This window comes from Stappia indica (assembly GCF_009789575.1).
Lineage (GTDB): Bacteria > Pseudomonadota > Alphaproteobacteria > Rhizobiales > Stappiaceae > Stappia > Stappia indica_A.
Genome location: NZ_CP046908.1, coordinates 3,860,385 through 3,885,607 on the forward strand (window position 1 = coordinate 3,860,385; position 25,223 = coordinate 3,885,607).

General features: G+C 67.9%; 21 protein-coding genes. 11 read left to right on the top strand and 10 right to left on the bottom strand.

The window, feature by feature from the left end:
* Nucleotides 1-1,335 (top strand): glycolate oxidase subunit GlcF, encoded by a 1,335-nt coding sequence (glcF, locus tag GH266_RS18020; protein ID WP_158195059.1) that lies wholly within the window; start codon nucleotides 1-3, stop codon nucleotides 1,333-1,335.
* 71 nt (nucleotides 1,336-1,406) lie between these two features.
* Here glcF and GH266_RS18025 read toward each other — a convergent pair whose 3' ends face one another.
* A complete protein-coding gene (locus GH266_RS18025; protein WP_158195060.1) occupies nucleotides 1,407-2,135 on the bottom strand; it encodes a L,D-transpeptidase in 729 nt (242 codons plus the stop codon).
* 229 nt (nucleotides 2,136-2,364) lie between these two features.
* Nucleotides 2,365-3,099, bottom strand: coding sequence for a DUF2927 domain-containing protein (locus tag GH266_RS18030; RefSeq protein WP_209001482.1), 735 nt, complete (start codon nucleotides 3,097-3,099; stop codon nucleotides 2,365-2,367).
* A 319-nt stretch (nucleotides 3,100-3,418) separates the two neighbouring features.
* On the opposite strand from GH266_RS18030, the gene GH266_RS18035 reads away from it, so the two are divergent.
* From GH266_RS18035 to GH266_RS18060, 6 genes are all read left to right on the top strand, one after another.
* Entirely contained in the window at nucleotides 3,419-4,036 is a 618-nt protein-coding gene (locus GH266_RS18035; protein ID WP_244953711.1) for a protein phosphatase CheZ, read from the top strand.
* Nucleotides 4,037-4,730: 694 nt separating this feature from the next.
* Entirely contained in the window at nucleotides 4,731-5,411 is a 681-nt protein-coding gene (locus GH266_RS18040) for a DNA-3-methyladenine glycosylase I (protein ID WP_244953712.1), read from the top strand.
* A gap of 673 nt (nucleotides 5,412-6,084) precedes the next feature.
* Complete coding sequence (locus GH266_RS18045) at nucleotides 6,085-7,083, top strand: TRAP transporter substrate-binding protein (protein WP_158195062.1); 999 nt, start codon at nucleotides 6,085-6,087, stop codon at nucleotides 7,081-7,083.
* 84 nt (nucleotides 7,084-7,167) lie between these two features.
* A complete protein-coding gene (locus GH266_RS18050) occupies nucleotides 7,168-7,674 on the top strand; it encodes a TRAP transporter small permease (RefSeq protein WP_158195063.1) in 507 nt (168 codons plus the stop codon).
* Nucleotides 7,675-8,949, top strand: a complete 1,275-nt coding sequence (locus GH266_RS18055) for a TRAP transporter large permease (protein WP_158195064.1) — start codon at nucleotides 7,675-7,677, stop codon at nucleotides 8,947-8,949.
* A gap of 59 nt (nucleotides 8,950-9,008) precedes the next feature.
* Nucleotides 9,009-9,878, top strand: a complete 870-nt coding sequence (locus tag GH266_RS18060) for an isocitrate lyase/PEP mutase family protein (protein ID WP_158195065.1) — start codon at nucleotides 9,009-9,011, stop codon at nucleotides 9,876-9,878.
* Nucleotides 9,879-10,288: 410 nt separating this feature from the next.
* On the opposite strand, the gene GH266_RS18065 is transcribed toward GH266_RS18060, so the two are convergent.
* From GH266_RS18065 to GH266_RS18085, 5 genes are all read right to left on the bottom strand, one after another.
* A complete protein-coding gene (locus GH266_RS18065; RefSeq protein ID WP_158195066.1) occupies nucleotides 10,289-11,722 on the bottom strand; it encodes an amidase in 1,434 nt (477 codons plus the stop codon).
* A 173-nt stretch (nucleotides 11,723-11,895) separates the two neighbouring features.
* Nucleotides 11,896-12,585 (bottom strand): Crp/Fnr family transcriptional regulator, encoded by a 690-nt coding sequence (locus GH266_RS18070; RefSeq protein WP_158195067.1) that lies wholly within the window; start codon nucleotides 12,583-12,585, stop codon nucleotides 11,896-11,898.
* Nucleotides 12,586-12,903: 318 nt separating this feature from the next.
* Nucleotides 12,904-13,692 carry a ChbG/HpnK family deacetylase gene (locus GH266_RS18075; protein WP_158195068.1) on the bottom strand — a complete coding sequence of 263 codons (789 nt, stop codon included), beginning with the start codon at nucleotides 13,690-13,692 and terminating at the stop codon, nucleotides 12,904-12,906.
* Nucleotides 13,693-13,775: 83 nt separating this feature from the next.
* Nucleotides 13,776-15,323 carry a glycosyltransferase family 39 protein gene (locus GH266_RS18080; RefSeq protein WP_158195069.1) on the bottom strand — a complete coding sequence of 516 codons (1,548 nt, stop codon included), beginning with the start codon at nucleotides 15,321-15,323 and terminating at the stop codon, nucleotides 13,776-13,778.
* Between the two features lie 39 nt (nucleotides 15,324-15,362).
* Nucleotides 15,363-16,514: a glycosyltransferase family 2 protein gene (locus GH266_RS18085; RefSeq protein WP_209001664.1), complete on the bottom strand. Its 1,152-nt coding sequence runs from the start codon at nucleotides 16,512-16,514 to the stop codon at nucleotides 15,363-15,365.
* 271 nt (nucleotides 16,515-16,785) lie between these two features.
* Here GH266_RS18085 and hisS point away from each other — a divergent pair, with 271 nt between their 5' ends.
* From hisS to hisG, 3 genes are read left to right on the top strand one after another with little or no spacing between them, the layout of a single operon-like run.
* A complete protein-coding gene (gene hisS, locus GH266_RS18090) occupies nucleotides 16,786-18,330 on the top strand; it encodes a histidine--tRNA ligase (RefSeq protein WP_158195071.1) in 1,545 nt (514 codons plus the stop codon).
* Nucleotides 18,327-19,454 (top strand): ATP phosphoribosyltransferase regulatory subunit, encoded by a 1,128-nt coding sequence (locus tag GH266_RS18095; RefSeq protein WP_158195072.1) that lies wholly within the window; start codon nucleotides 18,327-18,329, stop codon nucleotides 19,452-19,454. The genes hisS and GH266_RS18095 overlap by 4 nt, the downstream gene beginning before the upstream one ends.
* An 11-nt stretch (nucleotides 19,455-19,465) precedes the next feature.
* Complete coding sequence (gene hisG, locus GH266_RS18100) at nucleotides 19,466-20,464, top strand: ATP phosphoribosyltransferase (protein WP_158195073.1); 999 nt, start codon at nucleotides 19,466-19,468, stop codon at nucleotides 20,462-20,464.
* A 22-nt stretch (nucleotides 20,465-20,486) separates the two neighbouring features.
* Here the strand turns inward: hisG and GH266_RS18105 are convergent, their stop codons facing one another.
* From GH266_RS18105 to groES, 3 genes are all read right to left on the bottom strand, one after another.
* On the bottom strand, nucleotides 20,487-20,699 hold the full coding sequence (locus tag GH266_RS18105; RefSeq protein ID WP_158195074.1) for a SlyX family protein: 213 nt from the start codon (nucleotides 20,697-20,699) through the stop codon (nucleotides 20,487-20,489).
* Nucleotides 20,700-21,255: 556 nt separating this feature from the next.
* Complete coding sequence (groL, locus tag GH266_RS18110) at nucleotides 21,256-22,893, bottom strand: chaperonin GroEL (protein WP_158195075.1); 1,638 nt, start codon at nucleotides 22,891-22,893, stop codon at nucleotides 21,256-21,258.
* Between the two features lie 105 nt (nucleotides 22,894-22,998).
* A complete protein-coding gene (gene groES, locus GH266_RS18115; protein ID WP_067220552.1) occupies nucleotides 22,999-23,286 on the bottom strand; it encodes a co-chaperone GroES in 288 nt (95 codons plus the stop codon).
* A gap of 298 nt (nucleotides 23,287-23,584) precedes the next feature.
* On the opposite strand from groES, the gene GH266_RS18120 reads away from it, so the two are divergent.
* Complete coding sequence (locus tag GH266_RS18120; protein ID WP_158195076.1) at nucleotides 23,585-25,213, top strand: TadE/TadG family type IV pilus assembly protein; 1,629 nt, start codon at nucleotides 23,585-23,587, stop codon at nucleotides 25,211-25,213.
* The last annotated feature ends 10 nt before the right edge of the window (nucleotides 25,214-25,223 follow it).

Sequence of the window (25,223 nt, forward strand, 5' to 3'; positions counted from 1 at the left end):
ATGCAGACCAGTTTCTCCATCCATCAGCTTGCCGACCCGCATATGGCGGAGTCGGAGAAGATCCTGCGCAAGTGCGTCCATTGCGGCTTCTGCACGGCCACCTGCCCGACCTTCGCCCTGCTCGGCGACGAACTCGACAGCCCGCGCGGCCGCATCTACCTGATCAAGGAGATGCTGGAGAACGACCGGCCGGCCGATGCGCGCACCGTGCGCCATATCGACCGCTGCCTCTCCTGCCTCTCCTGCATGACGACCTGCCCCTCGGGCGTGCACTACATGCACCTCGTCGACCATGCCCGCGCCCATATCGAGAAGACCTATCGCCGCCCGCTCGGCAACCGGATGGTGCGTTCGCTGCTGGCCTTCGTGCTGCCGCATCCCGGCCGTTTCCGCCTGTCGCTGGCCGCCGCCTTCTACGCCCGGCCCTTCGCCGGCCTGCTGCGTGCGATGGGAGGCCCGTTCAAGTCGCTCGGCGCCATGCTTTCGCTGGCGCCGCTCAAGGCGCCGTCGCCCTCCTCGCTGAAGCCGGGCAGCGCCTATCCGGCCCTTGCTGCTGCCGCGCGCAAGGGCCGCGTCGCGCTTCTGACCGGCTGCGCCCAGCCGGTGCTGGCGCCGGAGATCAACGAGGCGACCGTCCGCCTGCTCAACCGCGCCGGTGTCGAGGTGGTGCTGCCGAAGGGCGAGGGCTGCTGCGGCGCGCTCGTCCATCACATGGGCCGCGAGGACGCGGCGCTCACCGATGCCCGCCGCAATGTCGACGCCTGGACGCGCGAGATCGAGGGCGAGGGGCTCGATGCCATCCTGATCACTGCGTCCGGCTGCGGCACGACGATCAAGGATTACGGCTTCATGCTGAAGGACGATCCCGCCTATGCGGAAAAGGCCGCCAGGGTCTCCGCGCTGGCGAAGGACGTCACCGAGTACCTGACCGGCCTCGACCTCGGCGCGCCGGTGCGCGCCACCGGTCTGACGGTCGCCTACCACTCGGCCTGCTCCATGCAGCACGGGCAGAAGATCACCCGCCAGCCGAAGCAGTTGCTCACCGCCGCCGGCTTTGCCGTGCGCGACGTGCCGGAGGGGCATCTGTGCTGCGGCTCGGCCGGCACCTACAACATCCTGCAGCCGGACATCGCCCGGCGCCTGCGCGACCGCAAGGTCGCCAATATCGAGAAGACTGCGCCCGATCTCGTTGCCACCGGCAATGTCGGCTGCATCACCCAGATCGGCAGCGGGACGCAGCTTCCGGTGATGCACACGGTGCTGCTGCTCGACTGGGCCTATGGCGGCCCCGAGCCGGCGCTCCTCGCCGAACGGGGTCTTGCCGCCACGGCCTGAGCCAACGAAAAACCCCCGGGCGGCCAGGCCGTCCGGGGGTTTTGCTTGCGGGGAACTTGCAGGCAAAGTCGTTAGAGAACGTGCACCTTGGCGCCGACCGGCACCCGGTTGTAGAGCTCGATCACGTCCTCGTTGCGCATGCGGATGCAGCCCGAGGAGACCGCCCGGCCGATGGTCCAGGGCTCGTTCGAGCCGTGGATGCGGTAGAGCGTCGAGCCGAGATAGAGCGCGCGCGCGCCCAGCGGGTTCTTCGGACCGCCGGCCATGTGCACCGGCAGGCCCGGCTGGCGCTTGCGCATTTCCGCCGGCGGGCGCCAGTCCGGCCACTCGGCCTTGCGCGTCACCTTGTGCGTGCCGGCCCATTCGAAGCCGGGACGGCCGACGCCGACGCCATAGCGGCGGGCAAAGCCGCCCTTCTCGATGAGGTAGAGATAGCGCGCCTCGGTATCGATCACGATGTCGCCGGGCTTGTGCCTGCCGTCATAGGCGACGGTGGTCGGCAGGAAGCGCGGGTCGACCTGGCGCTGCACCTGGCGTTGCGGCGCGGCCGCGCCGGGGGCGACGCCCATGTGGCGCACCCGCTCCATGCGCTGCGGCTGGCGCATCACCGGGCGGGTGGTCACCTGCGCCCGCATCTGCCGGCGATGGGGCTGCAGCTGCAGCACCCAGGGCTCGGTCAGGTCGGGGCTGAGGAGAAGCGGCGGCGCGCCGGCGCCGCTGCGATAGTCGGCCTTGGCAGGGGACAGCGCCATCGCGCCGGCCAGCATCGCCGCGGCAAGTAGAAATCCTGTTCGCTGCATCGACGTACTCGCAACCTCTTCGTCGCACCACGGGCACCGCCCGGGCGGCAGGGCACGGGCGGTTCGTTCGAAAGTAGCGGCTGCGCGGCAGTCAATCGTAAACCTTGCGGCGAGACGGGCCGCTTTCTCTCCGCTTGGTTAGCGCACCGTTGAGGGACATGGTCAACGCAGCGTGAATCTGGGGCGCTTGCCGGTTAACGCCGGCCTCGCCTCAATTCACCAGATGCCTTCAGTTCACCAGCGGGCGCACCTGGCGCACGATCGCCGGCAGCAGGGGCTGGACCTGCTCCAGGCTCATGCCCGGCTTGATGCTGGGATGGTAGAGCATGTTGAGCAGCAGCCGGTCGAACGTGGTGAAGCGGCTGTGGCGCGAGCGGTCGTTGAACACCGAATGCGACAGCGAGGTGTCGTCGTTCATCGGCCCCAGGCCCTGCAGCAGTTCCTCCACCAGGCAGCGGCGGAACAGGAAGTCGCCCTCGTCGGAGACGATCACCGCCGCCGATTGCGAGATGCCGCGCCGGTCGGAGACGACCCGCACCAGGCAGCGGCCCGGCACGTCGGCGGTCGGGTCCTTGTAGATGTGCCGGCGGACCACGTCGCGATACTGGCTCCGGTCGACCACATAGACGTGGAAATTCGCTTCCGCCGGCGTCGGCACGACGATCGTCGACAGGCCGCGGATGCCTGAGCCCATCTGCTCGATGAAGCGGTAGACCATCGGCTTGCGGTTCTTGGCCGCCATGTTGTGCACGTAGAAGCGCACCGGCCCGGCATATTTCTTGACGAGATAGGGCTGCCAGCTCCACGAGCGGTATTCCAGACCGAAGACCGTCTTGATGAAGCCGTCGATCAGTTCCTCGGTGGAGAAGGTGTGCGGCGCGGCCGACGACGATGCCGTGCTGCCGGAAAATGCCGGAAGGGCAAGGCAGAGCAGCAGGATCAGTCTCGACAGCGGTCGGCGCAAGATCGCGATTCCGGTACGGCATTTCAGGTCAGGCGTCGGCCGCCGGGGTCGAGCATACAGAACCGGGCAGGGGATCGGAACGCAAAATCGCGTCGCCGCCGGTAAATGCCGTTGCGGCAGACGCGCCGGAACAATTCCTTAAATCTCTACGGCTATACGTTATTTCCAATGCCCCCCGGTACAGCCTGCCTTGGAAGACGTGGAGACAAGCCCGACCATGATGGCCACGAGAAGAGCCTTTAGAGCCGAGAGCCTCTTGCAGCAGCCGAGCGCTGGCGGAGGGTCCGGGCAGGGGTCGGATGTCCAATACCGGACCCTGATGGCCGAGATTTCCGCGATCAAGGCGATGATTCGCCCGGCCGAAGAGGTCGGCGACCAGTTCATGGAGAAGTTCAAGCAGGAGCTGGGCGAGGCGTTCAAGCTCAAGGCCGAGCTCGATTCGATCTACGAGGCGATCGCCAAGACCAAGCACGAGATCGCCACCCTGCACCACACGACCGGGCAGGACAGCCACGAGATGAGCCGGGTCACCAACGAGCTCGACGCGGTGGTCAGCGGCACGGAAGGGGCGACCGAGGGCATCCTGTCGGCGGCCGAGTTCATCGACGAGACCGCCAACACGCTGGCAGCCCGCCTGCGCGGCCAGGACGCGGATCTCGCCCACGACATCCAGGAGAAGGTCGTCCAGATCTTCGAATCCTGCAACTTCCAGGACCTCACCGGCCAGCGCATCACCAAGGTCATCAACACGCTGCGCTTCATCGAGGATCGGATCATCCGCATGATGGAGATCTGGGGCGGCATCGAGAGCTTCAAGGCGATCTCGCCGGAAGAGCAGCCGACCCGCGAGGGCGACGCGGCCCTGCTCAACGGCCCGGCTCTGGAAACCGACGAAGGCCTCGCCAGCCAGGACGACATCGACGCGCTCTTCGCCTGAGCGCGTCCGCGCTCCCCGCCATCCCGTGCCTCCGTCGCCATCGCGACGGCGGGCTTCGGACGGTGGAGGCGCGCCGAAACAAGGCCGCGACCGCGGCCCGGGCTTTCGCCCGCCCCCGCGGAGCCAGCGAACGTAGTGAGCCCGGCGCGAGCGAAAACCGTGGAGGCGAGCGGAGAACCCGCGCGCCGAAGCAAGGCCGCGACCGCGGCCCGGGCTTTCGCCCGCCCCCGCGGAGCCGGCGAACATAGTGAGCCTGGCGTGAGCGAAAACCGTGGAGGCGAGCGGAGAACCCGCGCGCCGAAGCAAGGCCGCGACCGCGGCCCGGGCTTTCGCCCGCCCCCGCGGAGCCGGCGAACGCAGAGAGCCCGGCGTGAGCGAAAACCGTGGAGGCGAGCGGAGAACCCGCGCGCCGAAACAAGGCCGCGACCGCGGCCCGGGCTTTCGCCCGCCCCCGCGGAGCCGGCGAACGCAGAGAGCCCGGCGTGAGCGAAAACCGTGGAGGCGAGCGGAGAACCCGCGCGCCGAAGCAAGGCCGCGACCGCGGCCCGGGCTTTCGCCCGCCCCCGCGGAGCCGGCGAACAGAGTGAGCCTGGCGTGAGCGAAAAAACGCCATCGCTTCACAAGCCTTTCCATTCCTGCTATCTCGAACAAAGAGTGAACGATCTGGCGTGCGGGCGCGCCGAAAGGAGAGACGATGGGCGAGGCGGTGGACGGCATGGGCGGCGGGACCGAAGCGCAGGACGACCTGCCGCCGGGCCTGCTGCGCGGCGAGGACGGCCGGCACCGCTGCTGGTGGCACGGCAACAAGCCCGACTATCTCGTCTATCACGATCATGAATGGGGCCGCCCGGTCACCGACGACCGGCGCCTGTTCGAGAAGATCTGCCTGGAGGGTTTCCAGTCGGGCCTCTCCTGGCTGACGATCCTGCGCAAGCGCGAGAGCTTCCGCGCGGGGTTTGCCGGCTTCGACTTCGAGGCGGTGGCGCGTTTCGGCGATGCCGATGTCGAGCGGCTGCTGCAGGACGCCGGTATCGTCCGCCATCGCGGCAAGATCGTCTCGACCATCAACAATGCCCGCCGCGCCTGCGACCTTGCGGCCGAGCGCGGCTCGCTCGCCGCCTATTTCTGGAGCTTCGAGCCCGGCCCGCAGGACCGGCCGGACTATTGCGACCACGCGTCGGTGTCGGTTCTTGCCCAGACGCCGGCCTCCCGCGCCCTGTCGAAGGACCTGAAGAAGCGCGGCTGGAGCTTCGTCGGCCCCACCACCGTCTATGCCTTCATGCAGGCCATGGGGCTGGTCAACGACCATCTCGAGGGCTGCTGCGTGCGCGAGGACGCGGAGCGCGCGCGCCGCGCGCTGGTCCGCCCGACGTAGGGCGGGGCCTTTCCTCCTTCTCGGACGTCATCCCGGCCGCAGGCGAAGCCGGAGAGCCGGGATCCATTGGCACCCTCAGCCGGCGTGAGGCGGAATACGGGGCGCCCCTTGCTCGCCGCCGTCCCTCCGCTCCACCCTTCTCGGCTGTCATCCCGGTTTCGGCAAAGCCGAAGACCGGTGTCCAGTAACCCCGAACGGTCGGGGAAGGCCTCATGCGCTGGCACCGGGAGACCGATGGCTGCTGCCGTCTTGCCGGCTCCACCCTCTTCTTGCGTCTTCCCGGGCAAGGCGCAGCCGCGACCCGGGACCGGAGAGCCACGACGGTCGTGGCATGTTTCCGGAGCGCACCCCATACGCCCCCGGCTCTCCGATCCCGCATCTGCGTTCACGCTCCCTGCGGGATGGTGCCGGCCCGGCGCCGCCGTTCCCTCCGCTGCCCCCGCGGTTTCTCACAAGTTCAGTTGCGCCGGCAGGCACATGGAGGTTGCGCGCCCCCCTCGCTTGGGCTTAGCTGCCATGGCATTTGCCACAAGGGGTTGCCATGGAGCGACCGGGGCGGCCCCAGCGGTTGTCTCTCCCGTCCGTTCCGCAGCCGGATCCCTTGTCGGAACGACAGGCGCCGGGAAACGGCGTCGCTTGGGGCGCGCAACGCGCTGCCCATGGGAGGACTGACATGACATTCGCGCGCTATGCCATCGGCCTTGCCGCCGGCCTTGCGATGACCGCATCCGCGGCCTTCGCCGACACCACCACCTTGCGCATCACGCTGCAGCTGCCGCTCAAGAGCCATCTCGGCGAGAACGTCAGCCTGTTCAAGCAGAAGGTCGAGGAGATCTCCGGCGGCGACGTCAAGGTCGAGATCTACGACTCGGCCCAGCTCTACAAGGACAACGAAGTGCCGCAGGCGGTGGGCTCCGGCGCCATCGAGATGGGCGTCGCCTCGCTGACCCGCTATGTCGGCGACGTGCCGGCGGTCGACGTCTTCTACATGCCGTTCCTGCTCAACAGCGAGGAGTTGGTGCGCAAGGCCGTCGCCCAGGGCAGCCCGGTTCGCGGTCCGCTCGACGAGGCGATTCTCGGCACCGGTTCGCGCGTCCTGTGGTGGCAGGCCTATGGCGGCTCCGTGCTGCTGTCGAAGGGCGAGCCGATCCGCACCCCGGCCGACCTGAAGGGCAAGAAGGTCCGCGTGTTCGGCAAGACGCTCGGCGAGTGGATCAAGGCCGCCGGCGGCGCGCCGACCATGGTCTCCGGCTCGGAGCAGTACATCGCCTACCAGCGCGGCACCGTCGATGTCGGCATGACCGGCGTCTCGGCCGTCGACAGCCGCCGCCTGTGGGAGGTCATGGACACCATTACCGTGACCAACAACGCCGACATCGAGTTCATCGTCGTGGTCAACGAGCAGTTCTGGCAGGGCCTGCCGGAGCAGCACCGCGCCTGGATCAACGAGGCGGCCCTGTTCGCCGAGAAGGACGTGCGCGACCGCATGTCCGGCATCGAAGCCGCCTCCTACCAGGCCGGCCGCGACAACGGCATGACCGTCTACGAGCTCAGCGACGAGGAAGTGGCCGCCTGGGAAGCTGCCGCGCAGCCGGTCTACGACCAGTTCCTCGCCGACGCGGGCGAACTCGGCGCCAAGGTCCTCGAGGCCGCCCGCGCCCTCAAGAACTGACCCTTTGCCGGTGCGATGCCGGGGCGGTGCGTTCCGTCCCGGTATCGCGTCGGTATCTCCCGAAAAAACCTGGGGTTGACGCTGATGTTGCGTGTGATCGACGCCGTTTCCCGAACTGTCGGGACGGTGGCGGGCTGGGCCTATTTCGCCACCGCCCTGATGCTCGGCTACGAGGTGGTGATGCGTTATGTCTTCATCGCCCCGACGATCTGGGCCGAGGAACTGGCGCGCATGCTGCTCGTCTGGGCCACCTTCGGCGGCGCGGCGATCCTGCTGCACCGGCGCCAGCACATCACCATCACCCTCTTGACCGACCACCTGTCGCCGCGCGTGCGGCAGGTACAGGAAGTGTTCGTCCTGCTGTTCATCGTCGCGCTCGCCGCGCTCATCGTCCATGACGGCACCGGCATCGCCTACGATTCCTTCCATCGCGGCCGCACCACCGGCTCCATGCTCGACCTGCCGGCCTGGTGGTCGCAGGCCTCCCTGCCGGTCTGCTTCGCATTGCTCGGCCTGCAGGCGCTCGCAGAGGCGCTGCGCGTCGCCATCGGCGGGACCGACAATCTTCCCCGCGGTTCGGTGGAGCACTAGATGACCACCATCATCATTCTCCTGGCGCTTTTCGCCCTGCTGCTGGTCGGTGTGCCGGTCGCCTTTACCCTGACCGGTCTCGGCTTCGGCCTGCTCTATTTCGGCGGCTTCTCGCCGTTGATGGTGCCGCAGGGCCTGCTGTCTGCCGCCGACAGCTTCGTGCTGATCGCCGTGCCGCTGTTCCTCTTGATGTCCAACGTGCTGCTGAAGGGCGGCGTCGGGCGCGATCTCTTCGCCGCCGTGCAGGCCTGGGTCGGCCACTGGCCGGGCGGCCTTGCCATCGCCACCATCCTGTCCTGCGGCATCTTCGCGGCGATCTCCGGCTCCTCCGTCGCCACGGCCGCGACCATCGGCACCGTGGCGATCCCGGAAATGACCTCGCGCGGCTACCCGCGCCGCTTCGTGCTCGGCCTTCTGGCCGCCGGCGGCACGCTCGGCATCCTCATTCCGCCCTCGATCCCGATGATCGTCTACGGCGTCATCACCGAGGAATCGATCATCGCCCTGTTCCTGGCCGGCGTCGGTCCGGGCCTGCTGCTGATGGTGCTGTTCATCGCCTGGTCGGTGCTCTATGCGAGCTTCGCCGCCGACTACCAGCCGAGCCCGCGCGCCACCTGGGACGAGCGCCGGCGCACCGCCATCCGCGCCTTCCCGACCGTACTGCTCGCCGCCTTCGTCATTTCCGGCATTTACATGGGCATCTTCACGCCCACCGAGGCGGCGGCCATCGGCTTCCTCGGTTCTCTGATCGTCGTCGGCCCGGTGCTGCGTACCCTCGATTGGCCGAAGTTCCGCGATGCGGTCGCCGAGGCCATGACCACCACGGTGGCGATCCTGCTGATCGTCGCCGGTGCCAAGGTCTTCGGCAAGGCGATCACCCTCTACCGAATTCCCCAGGACATCTCGCTGTTCCTGTCCGAACACATCTCGACCGCCGGCATGTTCGTGCTGGTCGTCGCCCTCGTCCTGCTGGTGATGGGCCTGTTCCTGGAATCGCTGTCGATGATCCTGATCATGGTCCCGGTGCTGTCCGGCGCGCTGATGGCGCTCGGCATCGATCCGATCTGGTTCGGCGTCTTCTTCGTCATCATGATCGAATGCGCCCTGATCACCCCGCCTGTCGGTCTCAATCTCTATGTGATACAGGCGGTCGGCAAGGCGAGCATGGGCGAGGTCGCCACCGGCGTCCTGCCGTTCCTCGTGATCATGCTGGCCAGCGCCGCCATCATCTTCTGGTGGCCCGCCGTCGCGCTCTACATTCCCTTCCGATTGTAGTTGGCCCTTCCGATTGTAGGCGCCGCCGGGCGCCCGGTTTCCGACTGAAAGGCACGTCCATGTCCTCTCCCGCCGCGCGTCTTCGCGCCCATCTCGCCGCGACCCCGCTCACGGTCATGCCCTGCTGCTTCGACGGCCTGTCGGCCAAGCTGATCGGCGATGCGGGCTTTCCCGTCACCTTCATGTCGGGCTTTGCCGTCTCCGCCGCCCGCATCGGCGCGCCCGACACCGGCCTCATCTCCTATGGCGAGATGGTCGACACCGGCCGCAACGTCTGCGCGGCGACCGGCGCGCTGGTCATCGGCGACGGCGACACCGGCTACGGCAACGCCCTCAACGTCAAGCGCACCGTGCGCGGCTACGCCCAGGCCGGCTTTGCCGCGATCATGATCGAGGACCAGGTCGCGCCCAAGCGCTGCGGCCACACCCGCGGCAAGCTGGTCGTCGACCGCGTCGAGGCCGTCAACCGCATCAAGGCGGCGGTCGATGCCCGCGAGGAGGGCGCCGACATTCTCATCCTCGCCCGCACCGACGCCCGCCACGGCCACGGCCTCGACGAGGCGCTGGAGCGTGCGGCCGCCTTCCGCGATGCCGGCGCCGACCTGCTCTTCGTCGAGGCGCCGCAGTCCGTCGAGGAGATGGAGCGGATCTGCCGCGAGGTGCCCGGCATCCACATGGCCAATCTCGTCGAGGGCGGCGCCACGCCGCAGCTGCCCCATGCCGAGCTGCAGCGCATCGGCTACCGGCTCGCCGCCTATCCCCTGACCCTGCTCTCCGCCGTGACGCGCGCCATGCAGGAGGCGCTGCAGGTGATCAAGGCAGGCAACCATCCGAACGAGGCGCTGCTCGACTTCCCCTCCCTGCGCAAGGCGGTCGGCTTCGACGCCTATTACGAGGAAGAGGCGAACTACGCCGACCGTCGCGATTGAGAGTATTGCATGCGGGGCGGCAGGCGGGGATAAGCCGTTTGCCGTCCGCGCCGCGCTGCGGGGATAAGTCGTCGCTGCGGGCCGAAATCCGCGCCGCACCCCGATTTCGAGAAAATTGAGACGGGTCTGGATCGGGAAACGCAAAATTTCTCGAAATTTTGCAAAATCCGTCTCGAAAATTCTCGAAATTGATTTCTTTTTATAATCAGCATCTTGAGCGAGACCGCATGGCGAAATCGTTGCGTGGTGATCCGCTTTCCGACGGCCCGCGTAAATTTGCCGAGATCCGAAGTACGACCGGCTTTCCCGATCCGCCGCTCGACCAACGCTTTCGGTCTCAGCCGGAACGCCTACCCGATCGGCTTCCCGGCCAGGAGGCCGCTCTCCCCCGGAGCGGCCTCCTTTTTCGTTCAAAGCGCCGGCTTGCGCGCCAGCCAGTCGGTCGCCTGCTCATAGGCCTTCGCGACCCTCAGGACGCCGAGATCGTCGCGCGGCCGGCCGATGATCTGGATGCCGGCCGGCAGTCCGGCCGCCGAGAAACCGGCCGGGACCGCGACCACCGGCAGGCCCAGAAGGCTTGCCGGAACAACGACTTCCATCCAGCGATGGTAGGTGTCCATCGTCCGTCCGCCGACCTCCTTGGGCCAGTCGAGATCGACGTCGAAGGGAAACACCTGCGCCGTCGGCAGGATCAGGATGTCGACCTTTTCGAACAGCCGCAGCACCGCCCGGTAGAAGGCGCTGCGCACCACGCTCGCCTCTTCCAGCCGCGCCGGCGTCAGCACGCGGCCGCGCTCGATTTCCCAGATTGCCGCCGGTTTCAGCTTGTCGCGGGTCGCAGCGGCCTCATAAAGACCGCCGAGCTTTCCGGCAACCCGCCAGCTCCGCAGATCCGCCCAGGCCTGGAACACCCGCTCCGCATCGAAGCCCGGAGCCGGCTCCTCGACCCGGCAGCCTAGACCGGCGAAGACGTCGACCGCCGCCCGGCACAGGTCCAGCATTCCCGGTTCGAACGGCAGATGTCCGCCCAGATCGCCGAGCCAGCCGACCCGAAGGCCGGCGATGTCGGAGCGGATCGGCGGCACGAACTCGGCCCCGTCGCCCGGCAGCGATTGCGGCGCGCGCGCGTCGTATCCGGCCTGCACCGACAGCAGCAGCGCCAGGTCGTCGACGCTGCGCGCCATCGGCCCTTCCGTCGCCATGCCGTCGAAGAAGCTCTCCGGGCCCGGCCCCGACGGCACCCGGCCGTAGCTCGGCCGCATGCCCAGCACGTTGCAGAAACCGGCCGGATTGCGCAGCGAGCCCATCATGTCGCTGCCGTCCGCCACCACCAGCATGCGCGCGGCCAGCGCCGCCGCCGCGCCGCCGCTGGAGCCACCGGCGCTGCGCGTCGTGTCGTACGGATTGCGCGTCGGCCCGAACAGCGGGTTGTAGGTATGCGAGCCGAGGCCGAATTCCGGCACGTTGGTTTTGCCGATGAAGAGGCCCCCGGCCGCCCGGATCCGCGCCACCTGGATGCCGTCTTCCTCCGGCACCTGGCGGGCGAAGACCGGCGAGCCCATGGTCGTCGGGATGCCGGCGGTCATCGCCAGGTCCTTGATCGCCTGCGGAATTCCGTGCAGCGGCCCGCGCGAGCGGCCCTCGCTGAGCTCTTCGTCCGCCGCGTCCGCCTCGGCCAGCAGCGCATCGCCGTCGCGCAGCGAGACGATGGCGTTGAGTGCCGGATTGACGGCCTCGATCCGCGCGAGCGTCGCCTCCATCACCTCGCGGGCCGACGCCTCGCGGCCATGGATCTTGCGCGAAAGCTCAATGACGGACAGCTCGAGCAGTTCTTGTGACGACATCGGCAGGACCCTTCGGGCTGGAGCTGCCGGCTGTGCGGGCGCGAAAGGCCGGCCGGCGGCAAACGGGGCGGGCAAGCGCGCGGGAGACAAGAGCCTCCCTCGCGCCAGTGACTTGAAATGTCACATGTTCCGCAGCGAATGCCAAGGGTGGGTCGGCTGAAAGGGGCCAGCTCCTACAGCGCCGAGGCGCGGCGCAGCCAGTCCGGATTTTCCAGGCAGTAGTAGCCGGAGATGCGGCTGATCGTGCCTGCGCGCTTCCAGTCGTTGAGGACGCGGCTGACATTCTCGCGCGCCGCCCCGGCCATGTTGGCGATGTCGGCCTGCGACAGCTTGTAGTGGATCAGGATGCGGCCCTTGTCGACCGGCTTGCCGAACGTGTCGGCGAGCTGCAGCAGGGTCTGGGCGACACGGCCGGGCAGGGGCAGGAACGAGCGCGCCGCCAATACGTCGTTGGCCTGGCGGAGCCGCTGGCCGACGATGTAGAGCATGTGGCGGTAGAGCGCCGGGTTCTCGTCTGCGAACCGCTCGAACGCGTGCTTTTCGATGAAGGCGAGGCGGGTCGGCTTCAGCGCGGTGACGGTGGCCGAGCGCGCCCGCCCGTCGAGCAGCGCCAGCTCGCCGACGATGGCGCCGGGGCCGAGCACGGCCAGCAGCTGCTCGTCGCCCTCGACGCTGACGATCGAGACTTTCAGCGAGCCTTCGAGGATCGCATAGCAGCCGTTGCCGGGATCGCCGGCCTCGAACAGGATGGCGCCCGGCTTCACCGACATCGGCCGCGCCAGCGCCGCCAGGCCGGAGGCCAGGCTGCAGTCCAGCCCCTCCATGGAGAAGCTGTTCTCGAGGAAGTTCCTCAGTTCCACCATGTACCCTGCCTCGATTCTTCGCCCCCTGGGACGCGCATTCTCGGGGCCGGCGCATGAATGCCGCATGAACTGGAAGGATGCGCCGGCACGACTGCCCCGTCGCGCCGGGCCGGATTGGCCCCGTCCGGCCATATTACGGCGGTTTCGCTCTCAGCAAAGCGGATTGTGTGACCGTCGTCACTGTAACCGGACGTGGCTGCCCCTATATCAAGGACAACAGGCGCTGCTCTCCTGACCTCGCAGCGCCCCTCCCGAAAAACCGGTCCCCCATCCCCGCGGGGGGCCGGTTTTCGCGTTTTCGGCCGCTGTAACCTGCTGTCAGTACAGGAAAATATCCTTCTCCATCAGCAGCAGCGGAAAGGTATCCCCGCGGAAGAAGGCGAGCTGGGCGCTGCGCATATCGAGGCGCGTGCGCGGCTCGACCCGCCGCAGCCGGTCGTCGATTTCGCCGGGCTGGCAGAAGACGACGGTGCGGTCGGCCAGTCCGTCGAGCCCCCGCCGCAGGTGCTGGACATGGGTCGCCTCGTCGATGGCCTCGGGAAAGTCGGGTCCGCGCTCCAGCACCTTGACGCCGAAATTCTGCGCCATTCGGGCGAAGCGGGCCGCCGCGCGCGGGCTGAGCTGCGGCATCACGATGCGCGGCGGCCAGCGGCGCAAGCCCGCCTGCTTCAGCACCACACGGGCGAGCGCCGGCACGGCCAGCAGCTCGTCCGCCACATGCACGAAGTCGGCCGGGCGCTGATAGAACTCCTCGAAACAGGTGATCTGCGCCTCCACCTCCTCGGCCAGCATCTCGTCGGGCAGCAGGCGCAGCGCGCCGCGCAGGCGCCACCAGCGCGCCTTGGGAAAGCCGTTGCCGAACTGGCCGCGCGCCCGCACCGACAGCGGCGCGAAGGGCCGGGTCAGCGTCAGCGTCAGCCCGACCAGGGTACGATGGCGGACATTGTCGACCGTATCGCGCAGCGGCAGGTACTCGCGCGACCACAGGTCGGAGACGACGAGGCACCCGACGGCAGACAGCGCACCGGCCGAGATCAGCTCGCGCAGGGCCCGGTCGACGCCGAAGGCCAGGCCGTAATCCGCTGACGTGAGGAGGATGCGTTTCATGCCGGAATTCTATGCAGGGACCGGCGCGTCGGCGCCAGTGTCAATTTTCTCTGCCGAATTTGTCTGGCCGAGCCCTGGCGAGGTTACGGCAGCGGGTAGACCGGGTCGAGAGGTCCACCCGCATGCGGTCCGGCGACCCGGTAGACGACGAGGTTCTCGATCGGCGTCCCGCGCGAGCTTCGGGTCAGCACGGCGACGCGCTCCACCTCGGCAAAGCGGGCCGAGAGGCGCTCAAGGCCGGGATCGCGCCGCTCCTCGGCGACGAACAGGGCGGGCTGCGCCAGCGTGCCTGCGTCCGGCTCGGGCCGCATTGCGTAGCGGATGCGCTGGTCGACCTGCTCCACCGGCATTGCCTTGTCGAGCTGCCAGGCAAGCTGGGCGTTGAGGCTGTAGGCGTTGGTGGCGATCCACGCCGCGCCCTGCTCGCGCGCAAGGGTTTGCAGCGCCGTGCCGATCTCGTCCCAGCCGCGGGTCTGGTGCGTCGGGTCCTTGCGCGCGAAGGCCCCGGTCAACGGCGCCACCGCATGGACATAGACGACCAGCGACACGGCGAGCCCGAGCGCCACGGCAGCGGCGGAGAACCGCTGCCAGAACCTTGGGCCCGGCCGCAGCGGCGGGTTCGCCGCGACCAGTGCAGCGGCAAGGGCGATGGCCGGAAACAGCGGCGCCGGCCAGTTGCCCTGCACGCGCGAATGCAGCGAATGCGCCAGCAGGTAGACCAGGAAGGGCAGGCTGGTCCACAGCAGCAGGCCGCCCGCCGCCTCGCCCCGCAGGGCGGCACGGGCGATGCGCACCACGCCGATGCCGGCAAGCACCGCGACCAGCGGATTGGCAAGGCCGACGAGCGCGCCCAGGAACTCTGGCAGGTAGCGCGTGCTCCAGCCCTCCGGCACGGCGCGGCCGAACTGCTTGGTGAAGGAGGCCCATTCGTGCGCCGCGTTCCAGCCGATGACCGGCAGCACCAGAAGGGCGGCGAGCAGCCCGCCGGCCCAGAGCTGCCAGGCAGCCCACCAGCGGCGCGCCTGCGGCACGAAGACGAGATAGAGCACGATGCCGGCACCGAGAAACAGCACTGAATACTTGGCGTTGAGCCCCAGCCCGGCGAACAGGCCGACCGCCAGCCACCACCAGGGGTTCTCGCTCGCCGTCAACTCCGCCAGCGCCCAGATGGCAAGGCCCCAGAACAGCACGGACGGCGCATCGGGCGTTGCCAGCAAGCTGCCGACGCCGATCAGCAGGCTGGCGTTGAGGAAGAGGACCGCAAGGCCGGCGACGCGCGCACCGTAGAGCAGCTGCCCGGTGCGCCACAGTGCGGCCGAGCCGATGGCGGCCGACAGCACCGACATGAACCGCAGGCCGAGCGCGGTGTCGCCGAACAGCGATTGCCCGAGATGGGCGAACCAGGCGACCATCGGCGGGTGGTCGTAATAGCCGGTGGCGGGAGAAAGGCCCCAGAGCCTGTAATAGGCCTCGTCCTCCGCAAGGCCGGCCTTGGCGGCGACCAGCAGCCGCAGCACGGCGAGGGCCGCAACGAGCAGCGCGAGGGGGAGGGGCCGCAGCCAAAGGGTCAGGGCCTCCGTTACCGTGCCGCCCGGCTGTTGCGCCTCGTTGTTGGGAACGTCGCCCGCCATCTCGTCGTCCTTGTCGCGCCGCTAAGGCCTGCTGAGGCCTCAGGCCTTGCGCCAGGTCAGCACCGAGCTTGCGGCATAGTTCCACACCGCGCCCATGACCGCACCGGCAAGGCCGGCAAGCCCGATCAGGATGCGACCGGCATCCTCCTGGTAGACCAGCGAGGCGACGCCGACATTGGCGACGACACCGACGCTGCACACCACGTAGAAGGTGAAGAGGCCGCGCAGGGCCGCGAAGCCGCGCAGCCGGCGGTCGCGATAGGTCAGGCGGTTGTTGAGCCAGAAATTGGTGGTCATGGCGACGAAGGTCGCCGCCGTCTGCGCCACCGGGAAGGACAGGCCGCCCGCCTCCATCATGGCAAACAGCGCCGCCATGTGGACGATCACGCCGGACGCGCCGACCAGCATGAACATCAGGAAGCGGATCGAGACCAGGTCTCCGACGAGCTTGGACAAGATGAGCCCCAGGAAGTCGAGCGCCACCAGCGTGTCGAGCTTGCTCTCGCCATGCAGGCGCTCGCGGAAGACGAAGGGAAGCTCGACGATACGCAAGGAGCCGCGCGCGGTGGCGACGATGTCGAGCAGGATCTTGAAGCCCTGCGAGGAGAGGCCGGGCGCCAGCCGCTCGACCTCGGAGCGGCGGATCATGAAGAAGCCGCTCATCGGGTCGGACAGGGTCACCTTCAGCAGCACCCGCGCCAGCCGGTTGGCAAGGCCGGAGCCGGAGGCGCGCACGCCCGAAAGGCCGGTGCCGACGTCGCCGCCTTCCACGTGGCGGCTGGCCACCGCAAGGTCGGCCGCGCCGTTGGACAGGGCCGCCAGCATCTTCGGCAGCAGGGTCTCGTCGTGCTGCAGGTCGGCATCCATCACCGCCACATAGTCGGCGGAGGAGGCCAGCATGCCCTCGACGCAGGCGCCCGACAGGCCGCGCCGCCCGACACGGCGGATGACGCGCACCCGCGGGTCGCGCGCGGCGATGGCGCGGGCGACATCCGCGGTGCCGTCGGGCGAATTGTCGTCGACGACGATCGCCTCCCAGGCGATGCCGGCAAGCGCCGCGTCGAGCCGGTCGATCAGGACGGGCAGGTTGTCGCGTTCGTTATAGGTCGGCAGCACGACGGAGAGCCGTGCTGCGGCAAGCGGCGCCGTGCCGTCGGCCTCGCCCGTATGCTGCGTGCCGTCGCCCGGCATGGGAACTCCGAACATCAAGGGGATCCGGTCTGTCTTGACCGCCCGCGACCCGATGGCCTGCAAGGCGGAACCGCGCGGGACCATAGTCGGAACGCCCCCGATTGCAAGCGCCGATCCGCCGCAGCGTCCCGCGCGCCCCGGCGGCACCTCTCCCCGGCGTCCTTGCCCGCGCGGGCCGTTTCGTCTAGGAAACCGGCAACTGCAAGAACGCGCGCGTCTTTTGTGCCTTGTGCGAAAAGGGCGCGCGCCCGCGATGGATTCCGATACGCCGATGGCCAAGAACAAACCGTCCAAGCTGAAGGCCCGCCTGCCGCGGGGCTTCGTCGACCGCTCGGCCGCCGACATCCGCGCCACCGAGGCGATGCTGGCGAAGATCCGCGAGGTCTACGAGCGCTACGGCTTCGATCCGGTCGAGACGCCGGCCTTCGAATATACCGACTGCCTCGGCAAGTTCCTGCCGGACACCGACCGGCCGAATGCCGGCGTCTTCTCGGTGCAGGACGACGACGAGCAGTGGATGAGCCTGCGTTACGATCTCACCGCACCGCTCGCCCGCCATGTGGCGGAGAACATCAACGAGATCCAGCTTCCGTTCCGCAGCTACCGCGCCGGCTGGGTGTTCCGCAACGAGAAGCCGGGACCGGGCCGGTTCCGCCAGTTCATGCAGTTCGATGCCGACAGCGTCGGCGCGCCGGGCGTCCAGGCGGATGCCGAGATGTGCATGATGATGGCCGACACGATGGAGGCCCTCGGCATTCCGCGCGGGTCCTATGTCATCCGCGTCAACAACCGCAAGGTGCTCGACGGCGTGATGGAGGCCATTGGCCTTGGCGGCGAAGAGAATGCCGAGCGCCGGCTGACCGTGCTGCGCGCCATCGACAAGCTCGACAAGTTCGGCATCGAAGGCGTGCGCCTGCTGCTGGGCGAGGGCCGCAAGGACGAGAGCGGCGACTTCACCAAGGGCGCGGGGTTGGAGAGCGATTCAATCGATCTCGTCATTCAGTACATGGAAGTTCGCCTGGAGTCGGGTGGAGCAGGTTCACCCGCTCTGACAAGCTATCTGGATTTGCTGGGAAATACCGAGAGTGGAGCTGCTGGTCTTCAAGAACTTGAGGAAATGGCACAGCTGTTTTCGGCCGCCAAATATGAAAGGGACCGCATCCGCATCGACCCCTCCGTCGTTCGCGGTCTCGAATACTATACTGGCCCGGTCTACGAGGCCGAGCTGCTGTTCGACGTCACCAACGAGAAGGGCGAGGTCGTGCAGTTCGGCTCCGTCGGCGGCGGCGGGCGTTATGACGGGCTCATCAAGCGCTTCACCGGTCGCGACGTGCCGGCGACCGGCTTTTCCATCGGCGTCTCGCGCCTGATGACGGCGCTGAAGAACCTCAAGAAGCTGAAGGCCGACGAGATCGTGGCCCCCGTTCTGGTCACGGTGATGGACGGCGATACGGCGAGCCTTGCCCGTTACCAGAAGATGACGCAGGACCTGCGCGCCGCGGGCATCCGCGCCGAGATGTACCAGGGCAACTGGAAGAAGTTCGGCAACCAGCTGAAATATGCCGACCGCCGCGGCTGCCCGCTTGCGATCATCCAGGGCGGCGACGAGCGGGCCGAGGGCGCCGTCCAGATCAAGGACCTGATCGAGGGCGCCCGCCTTGCCGGCGAGATCGAGGACAATGTGACCTGGCGCGAGAGCCGCCCGGCGCAGGTCAGCATCCCCGAGGCCGACATCGTTGCCACCGTGCGGCGGATGCTGGCCGAGCAGGCCGAGGACCGCGCCCGGCAGGACGGTGAAGCGGGGGCGACCCAGTGAGCCCGGCCAAGAGCCCCACCCGCCCGCAGGCCGCGCGCTACGCGGCCCTGACCGCGCTGTTCGAGGCCGCCGGTTTTCCCGCCGTGGAACCGGCGATCCTGCAGCCGACCAGCCTGTTTCTCGACCTGATCGGCGAAGACATCCGCGGCCGCATGTACCTGACGTCCGATGCGGCCGGCGAGGAGCTGTGCCTGCGTCCGGACTACACGATCCCGGTCTGCCGCGCCCATCTCGACGGGCCCGGCGCGACGACCCCGGCGCGCTACTCCTATTGCGGCCCGGTGTTCCGCCAGCGCCGCGAGGGCGCGGGCGAGTTCATGCAGGCCGGCGTCGAGTGCTTCGGCCGGCCGGACGAGGCCGAGGCCGACGCGCATGTGCTGGCGCTGGCGTTGGAGAGCCTTGCAACGCTCGGCGTCGACGATGCGACGATTCAGATCGGCGACGAGGCGCTGTTCCGCGCCGTGCTCGACGGGCTCGACCTTGCGCCCGTGTGGCACCGCCGTCTCGGCGAGCTGTTCGGCGAACGCGACCGGCTGGACGCGGCCATCGCCGCCATGACCGGCGGCGTGCCGGAGGGGGCGATGCCGGCCCCCGCCTTGATGCGGGCGCTCGACGGCGTCGATCCCGCGACCGCGCAGGAGGCTGTGGCCGAGCTGCTGCGGCTGTCGGGCCTGCGCCCGGTCGCCGGCCGCAGCGCTGCCGACATTGCCGGCCGGCTGCTGGAACAGGCGGCGCTCGCCACCCATGACAGCGGCACCGACCGGGCGGCCGAGCTGCTGTCCGCGTTCCTGTCGATCCGCGGGCGTCCGCGCGAGGCGGTGACGGCGATGGAGAGCTTTGCCGCCCGCTCCGGGCTGGATCTGGCTGCCGCGCTTGCCGGCTTCACCGCCCGGCTGGATGCGCTGGAGGCGGCCGGCGTCGAGGTGGGGAACCTGGAATTCTCCGCCGATTTCGGCCGCCGGCTCGACTATTACACCGGCTTCGTCTTCGAGATCCATTCGGCCTCGCGCAAGGATGCGGGCCAGATCGTCGGCGGCGGCCGCTACGACCGCCTGCTCGCCCTGCTCGGCGCCGAGACCCACATCCCGGCGACCGGCTTTTCCATCTGGCTCGACCGGATCTGAGGCGCATTGTCATGACCCACTCGCCGGAAACCGCTGCCCAGCCGCTGATCATCGCGGTGCCCTCCAAGGGACGGCTGCAGGACAACACCCACGACTTCTTCGCCCGCGCCGGCCTGCCGGTTGGCCGTCCGGGCGGGGCACGCAACTATCGCGGCCGGCTCGGCCGCTTTGCCGCCTCCGAGGTCGAGATCGCCTTCCTGTCGGCTTCCGAGATCGCCCGCGAGCTCAGCACCGGGCAGGCGCATCTGGGCGTCACGGGCCTCGATCTCGTGCACGAGACGATCTCGCAACCCGAGGAACTGGTGCATGTGGTGACGCCGCTCGGCTTCGGCTTCGCCGATGTGGTCGTGGCCGCGCCCGATGCCTGGATCGACGTGTCGACCATGGCCGATCTTGTCGATGTCGCCTCGCATTTCCGTGCCCGCAATGGCGGGCGGCTGCGCGTCGCCACCAAGTATGTGGCGCTGACGCGGACCTTCTTCGCGCAGCACGGCCTGTCCGACTACCGCATCGTCGAAAGCGCCGGCGCGACCGAGGGCGCCCCGGCCGCCGGCACGGCGGAACTGGTCGTCGACATCACCACCACCGGCTCGACGCTCGCGGCCAACAATCTGAAGGTGCTGGACGACGGCGTCATCCTGAAGAGCCAGGCCCATCTCGTCGCTTCGCTGAAGGCCGAGTGGACGCCGGCGCAGCTCGCCGCCGCGCGGGTCATCCTCGACCGGATCGCGGCGGAGGAGCGGGCCCGCTCGCATCGCGAGATCCGTGCGCTGGTGCAGGCGCCGGAACTGACGGCACGCACTGCGGCCGAGCAGTTCGGCGCGGTCGCGCCCTTCGGCACCCAGGTCGGCCAGCCCCTGCTGCTGCACTGCCCGGCGGATCGCGCGGCCGACTGCGCGACGCTGCTGCGCGACCATGGCGCCCCGCATGTCAGCATCACCACGCTGGATTATGTCTTCGGCACGCAGAACCCGCTCTACGAGCCCCTCGCGGCCCGCGTCGGCGCGTGAGCCGGCGCGCCCCACAACCGGCTCAGTAATGCGGCGGCTTGGTCACCGGCACGCTGCCGGCGGCCGCGTCTTCCAGTTCCTCGACATGCTCGACCAGGGCCGCCAGACGGCGGTTCAGCATGTCGATCTGGTCGGCCTGGCGGGTGACCACCTCGTTCAGGTCCTCGACGGTGCGCGTCTGGAAGGCGAGCTGCTCTTCCAGCCGCTCGATGCGGGCTAGCGTTTCGCGGTCCATTGCACTTTTCCTCAGGTCTTCTCGTAGGTTCTCTCTCGCCGGCCTTTCCGGGCGGCTCTCCGGCCTCGCCATACCCTTTGCCCGCGCGGCTGTCCATGCGGGTGAGGTTGTGAGGCGGTGCCACCCACCCAGGCTGTCACGCCGGGCAAGGCGAAGCCGCGACCCGGTGCCCATTGGCACCCCGGCCGGCGTGAGGCGGGAAGGCATTCGTCACCTTCTCGGCTGTCATGCCTGCGACAGGCAGGCATCCAGTATCCGCCGGGCGCGGTTGTGGCGCTCACGCCGCAGCTCCGACGCCGCGACCTGAGTCGTATCTCCTGTGGTTACTGGTTCCCGGTCTCCAGCTTCGCTGGAACCGGGAGGACACCCCTTGCACGCAAAATCGGGTGAGGTGCTTTTAACTCCCCTCGTGCGAAAGATCGGGGCCGTCTTCAAGACGGGAATGAGGGACCAACTCGCCGACATGAGCTGATGACGGCTGTGGGACGCAGCCCCCATAAACGCAAATGGGCGGCCCGAGGGCCGCCCATTCGTTGTTTCTGGCTTTATGGACTTCTTAGAAGTCCATGCCGCCCATACCGCCGCCCGGCATGGCCGGAGCCGGAGCGTCCTTCTTCGGAAGCTCGGCGACCATCGCCTCGGTGGTGATCAGCAGGCCGGCGATCGAAGCCGCGTCCTGGAGGGCCGTGCGCACGACCTTGGTCGGGTCGATGATGCCGGTCTCCACCATGTTGACGTACTTCTCCGTCTGGGCGTTGAAGCCGAACGTCTCGTCGTTGTTCTCCAGGATCTTGCCGACCACGATCGAACCCTCGACGCCCGCGTTCTGGGCGATCTGGCGGATCGGAGCCTCAAGAGCGCGCAGGACGATCTTGATGCCGGCCATGATGTCCGGATTGTCGGAGGTCAGGGCCTCGACGGCCTTCTTGGCACGCAGCAGGGCAACACCGCCGCCCGGGACGATGCCTTCCTCAACGGCCGCACGGGTCGCGTTGAGGGCGTCGTCGACGCGGTCCTTCTTCTCCTTCACCTCGACCTCGGTCGCACCGCCGACGCGGATCACCGCGACGCCGCCGGCGAGCTTGGCAAGACGCTCCTGCAGCTTCTCGCGGTCGTAGTCGGAGGTGGTCTCCTCGATCTGCGCCTTGATCTGCGCAACGCGGCCCTCGATGTCGGCCTTGTCGCCGGCGCCGTCGACGATGGTGGTGTTCTCCTTGGTGATGGAGACCTTCTCGGCGGTGCCGAGCATGTCGAGCGTGACGTTCTCGAGCTTGATGCCGAGATCCTCGGAGATCACCGTGCCGCCGGTCAGGACGGCGATGTCCTCGAGCATGGCCTTGCGGCGGTCACCGAAGCCCGGAGCCTTGACGGCGGCGATCTTCAGGCCGCCACGCAGCTTGTTGACCACGAGCGTGGCGAGAGCCTCGCCCTCGACGTCCTCGGCGATGATCAGCAGCGGACGGCTGGACTGGACGACGGCCTCGAGGATCGGCAGCATGGCCTGCAGGTTCGAGAGCTTCTTCTCGTGCAGCAGGATGTACGGCTTCTCCAACTCGGCGACCATCTTCTCGGCATTGGTCACGAAGTAGGGCGACAGGTAGCCGCGGTCGAACTGCATGCCCTCGACGACCTCGAGCTCGGTCTCAAGCGACTTGGCCTCCTCGACGGTGATCACGCCCTCGTTGCCGACGCGCTGCATCGCGCTGGCGATGTCCTCGCCGATCTGGGTGTCGCCGTTGGCCGAGATCGTGCCGACCTGCGCCACTTCGGCGGAGGTGGAGATCTTCTTGGAGCGGGCCTCGAGGTCCTTGACGGCGGTCTGGGCAGCCAGGTCGACGCCGCGCTTCAGGTCCATCGGGTTCATGCCGGCGGCAACGGCCTTGACGCCCTCGCGGACGATGGCCTGGGCCAGGACGGTCGCGGTGGTCGTGCCGTCGCCGGCGATGTCGTTGGTCTTCGACGCGACTTCGCGCACCATCTGCGCGCCCATGTTCTCGAACTTGTCCTCAAGCTCGATTTCCTTGGCGACGGAGACGCCGTCCTTGGTGATGCGCGGGGCGCCGAAGGCCTTGTCGATGACGACGTTGCGGCCCTTCGGGCCGAGCGTCACCTTGACGGCGTTGGCGAGGATGTCCACGCCGCGCAGCATGCGGTCGCGGGCGTCGGAAGAGAACTTGACGTCTTTGGCAGCCATTTTCAGGTCTCCATGTGGTTTGGGTCGTCGCGGTATCGCGCCTGCGGCCTTGAAGAGGGCCTGCGGCTGGCGACCGCGAAAAGGACAGGAAAAGCGCGGTGCGGCTTAGCCGACCACGCCCATGATGTCGCTTTCCTTCATGATCAGAAGGTCTTCGCCGTCGATCTTGACTTCGGTGCCCGACCACTTGCCGAACAGCACGCGATCGCCAGCCTTGACGTCGAGGGCGATCAGATCGCCATTGTCCTTGCGGCCACCGGGGCCGACGGCGACGACTTCGCCTTCCTGCGGCTTTTCCTTGGCGGTGTCCGGAATGATGATGCCACCGGCGGTCTTCGCTTCGGAGTCGACGCGGCGAACGACGACGCGATCATGCAGAGGACGGAACTTCATGTCGTGCTCTTTCCTTTTGGGGCCAGCGTGGTACTTGTCGCGCCTGCGCCCCTCCGTCGGGGTCGCCCGGATCGCCGACCACGTTGGCACTCTGTGAATGAGAGTGCTAACAGCGAGCTTGATGTAGGCGCCTCACCCCCACCTGTCAATGGTCTGCCGACGCGCTTTTTTCACCTCGCCGCAGCCGTGCCGTCGGCCCTTCGGACAGGTCATGCCGTTCGAGCGGAAAGTTAAGGTTTTCGAGCCGTTAACGATCTTCGAAAAGAGTTTGGCAAGGGCTGACGACTAGGGTGCTGCCATGATCAGGATCCAGCACCTCGCCAGACGTTTCGTCTCCGACCGCCGCGGCAGCATCGTCGTGCCGCTCGCGATCTGCACCGGCGTCTGCCTTATGGTGACGGGCGCGGCGATCGACTACACGCGGGCCTTCAACGCCAAGGTCGACCTGCAGGCTGCCGTGGATGCGACCGCCTTGGCCGCCAACTACGACAGCCAGGGCCTGTCGGAGGACAAGGTCAAGGCCAACGCCGAAGGCTACTTCAAGGCGATCTATCCGGGCGACATCGACGAAGTCGAGCTCGACGTCTCGGTGGTGAAGGGGACGGTGACGGTGACTGCCGGCAAGCCGGTCAACACCGTGCTCGGCAGCCTCATGAACAAGCCGCAGATCGACGTGCGCGTCATGTCGCAGACGGTGGTCGGCAAGGCGACCTTCGATGTGGTCATGGTGCTCGACAATTCCGGATCCATGGCCGGCAGCCGCATGTCGACGCTGAAGAAGGCCGCCAAGGACCTCACCGAGACGCTGTTCAAGATCAACGAGGACGGCGACAGGAAGGACCGGGTGCAGATCGGCCTCGTGCCCTTCACCTCCTTCGTCAATGTCGGTGCCGACAAGGCCACCGCATCCTGGATGGACCAGGAGGGCGCCTCGCCGATCCACTGGAAGAACTTCGAGACCCGCTCGAACGGAACGCCGGATCCCGCGGAGTTCGACAGCAAGCTTCTGACCAACGGCAAGCCGAGCCGCTTCACGCTGTTCAAGCAGCTGAAGCACACGGACTGGCTGGGCTGCGTCGAGGCGCGGCCGATGCCCTACGACGTCGACGACACGCCGGCGTCGAGCTCCAATCCGGCCACGCTCTTCGTGCCGCAATTCGCCCCCGACGAGCCGTCGAACGCCAACAAGAAATGGGGCGACAGCTACTACAACAACTATCTGGACGACGACCGTGGCGCCTGCCGGACCTCTTCGAAGAAGGCCGCCCGCTCCTCGGGCATGGACCGCTGGGAATATGCCCAGAAGCGCCTGTGCAAGTACAAGGACCAGCCGCGGTCGCTCGGCAACACGACCGTCAACGGGCCGAACTACTGGTGCAAGACCCAGCCGATCACCGATCTGACCAACGACAAGTCGCAGGTGCTGCGCGACATCCAGACGATGAACGCGGATGGTCACACCAACATTCACCAGGGTGCGGTCTGGGGATGGCGGGTCCTGTCGCCCTCCGAGCCGTTCACCAAGGGGCGCGAGCCGAAGAAGGACGAGGAAGAAGAGCATGTACGGGTGATGATCGTCATGACCGATGGCGAGAACACCTACCAAGGCCAGAACTCGTTCAACAAGACGCGCATCAACGCCTATGGCTACGGCACCGAAGAGCGGCTGGGTAACGGCGTCGACACCTACTGGGAAATCCAGGACAAGATGGACGACCGGCTGCTGCAGACCTGTTCCAACGCCAAGAAGGGCGGCGTGCAGGTCTATACGGTGGCCTTCCAGATCTCCAGCAGCAGCACCATCAACATGATGAAGAACTGTGCGACGACGCCGGCCATGGCCTTCGATGCGAAGTCCAACAGCGCGCTGGTCGATGCGTTCGAGCGCATCGCCGAAGAGATCACCAAGCTGCGGCTGCAGATGTGAGGCGGCAACG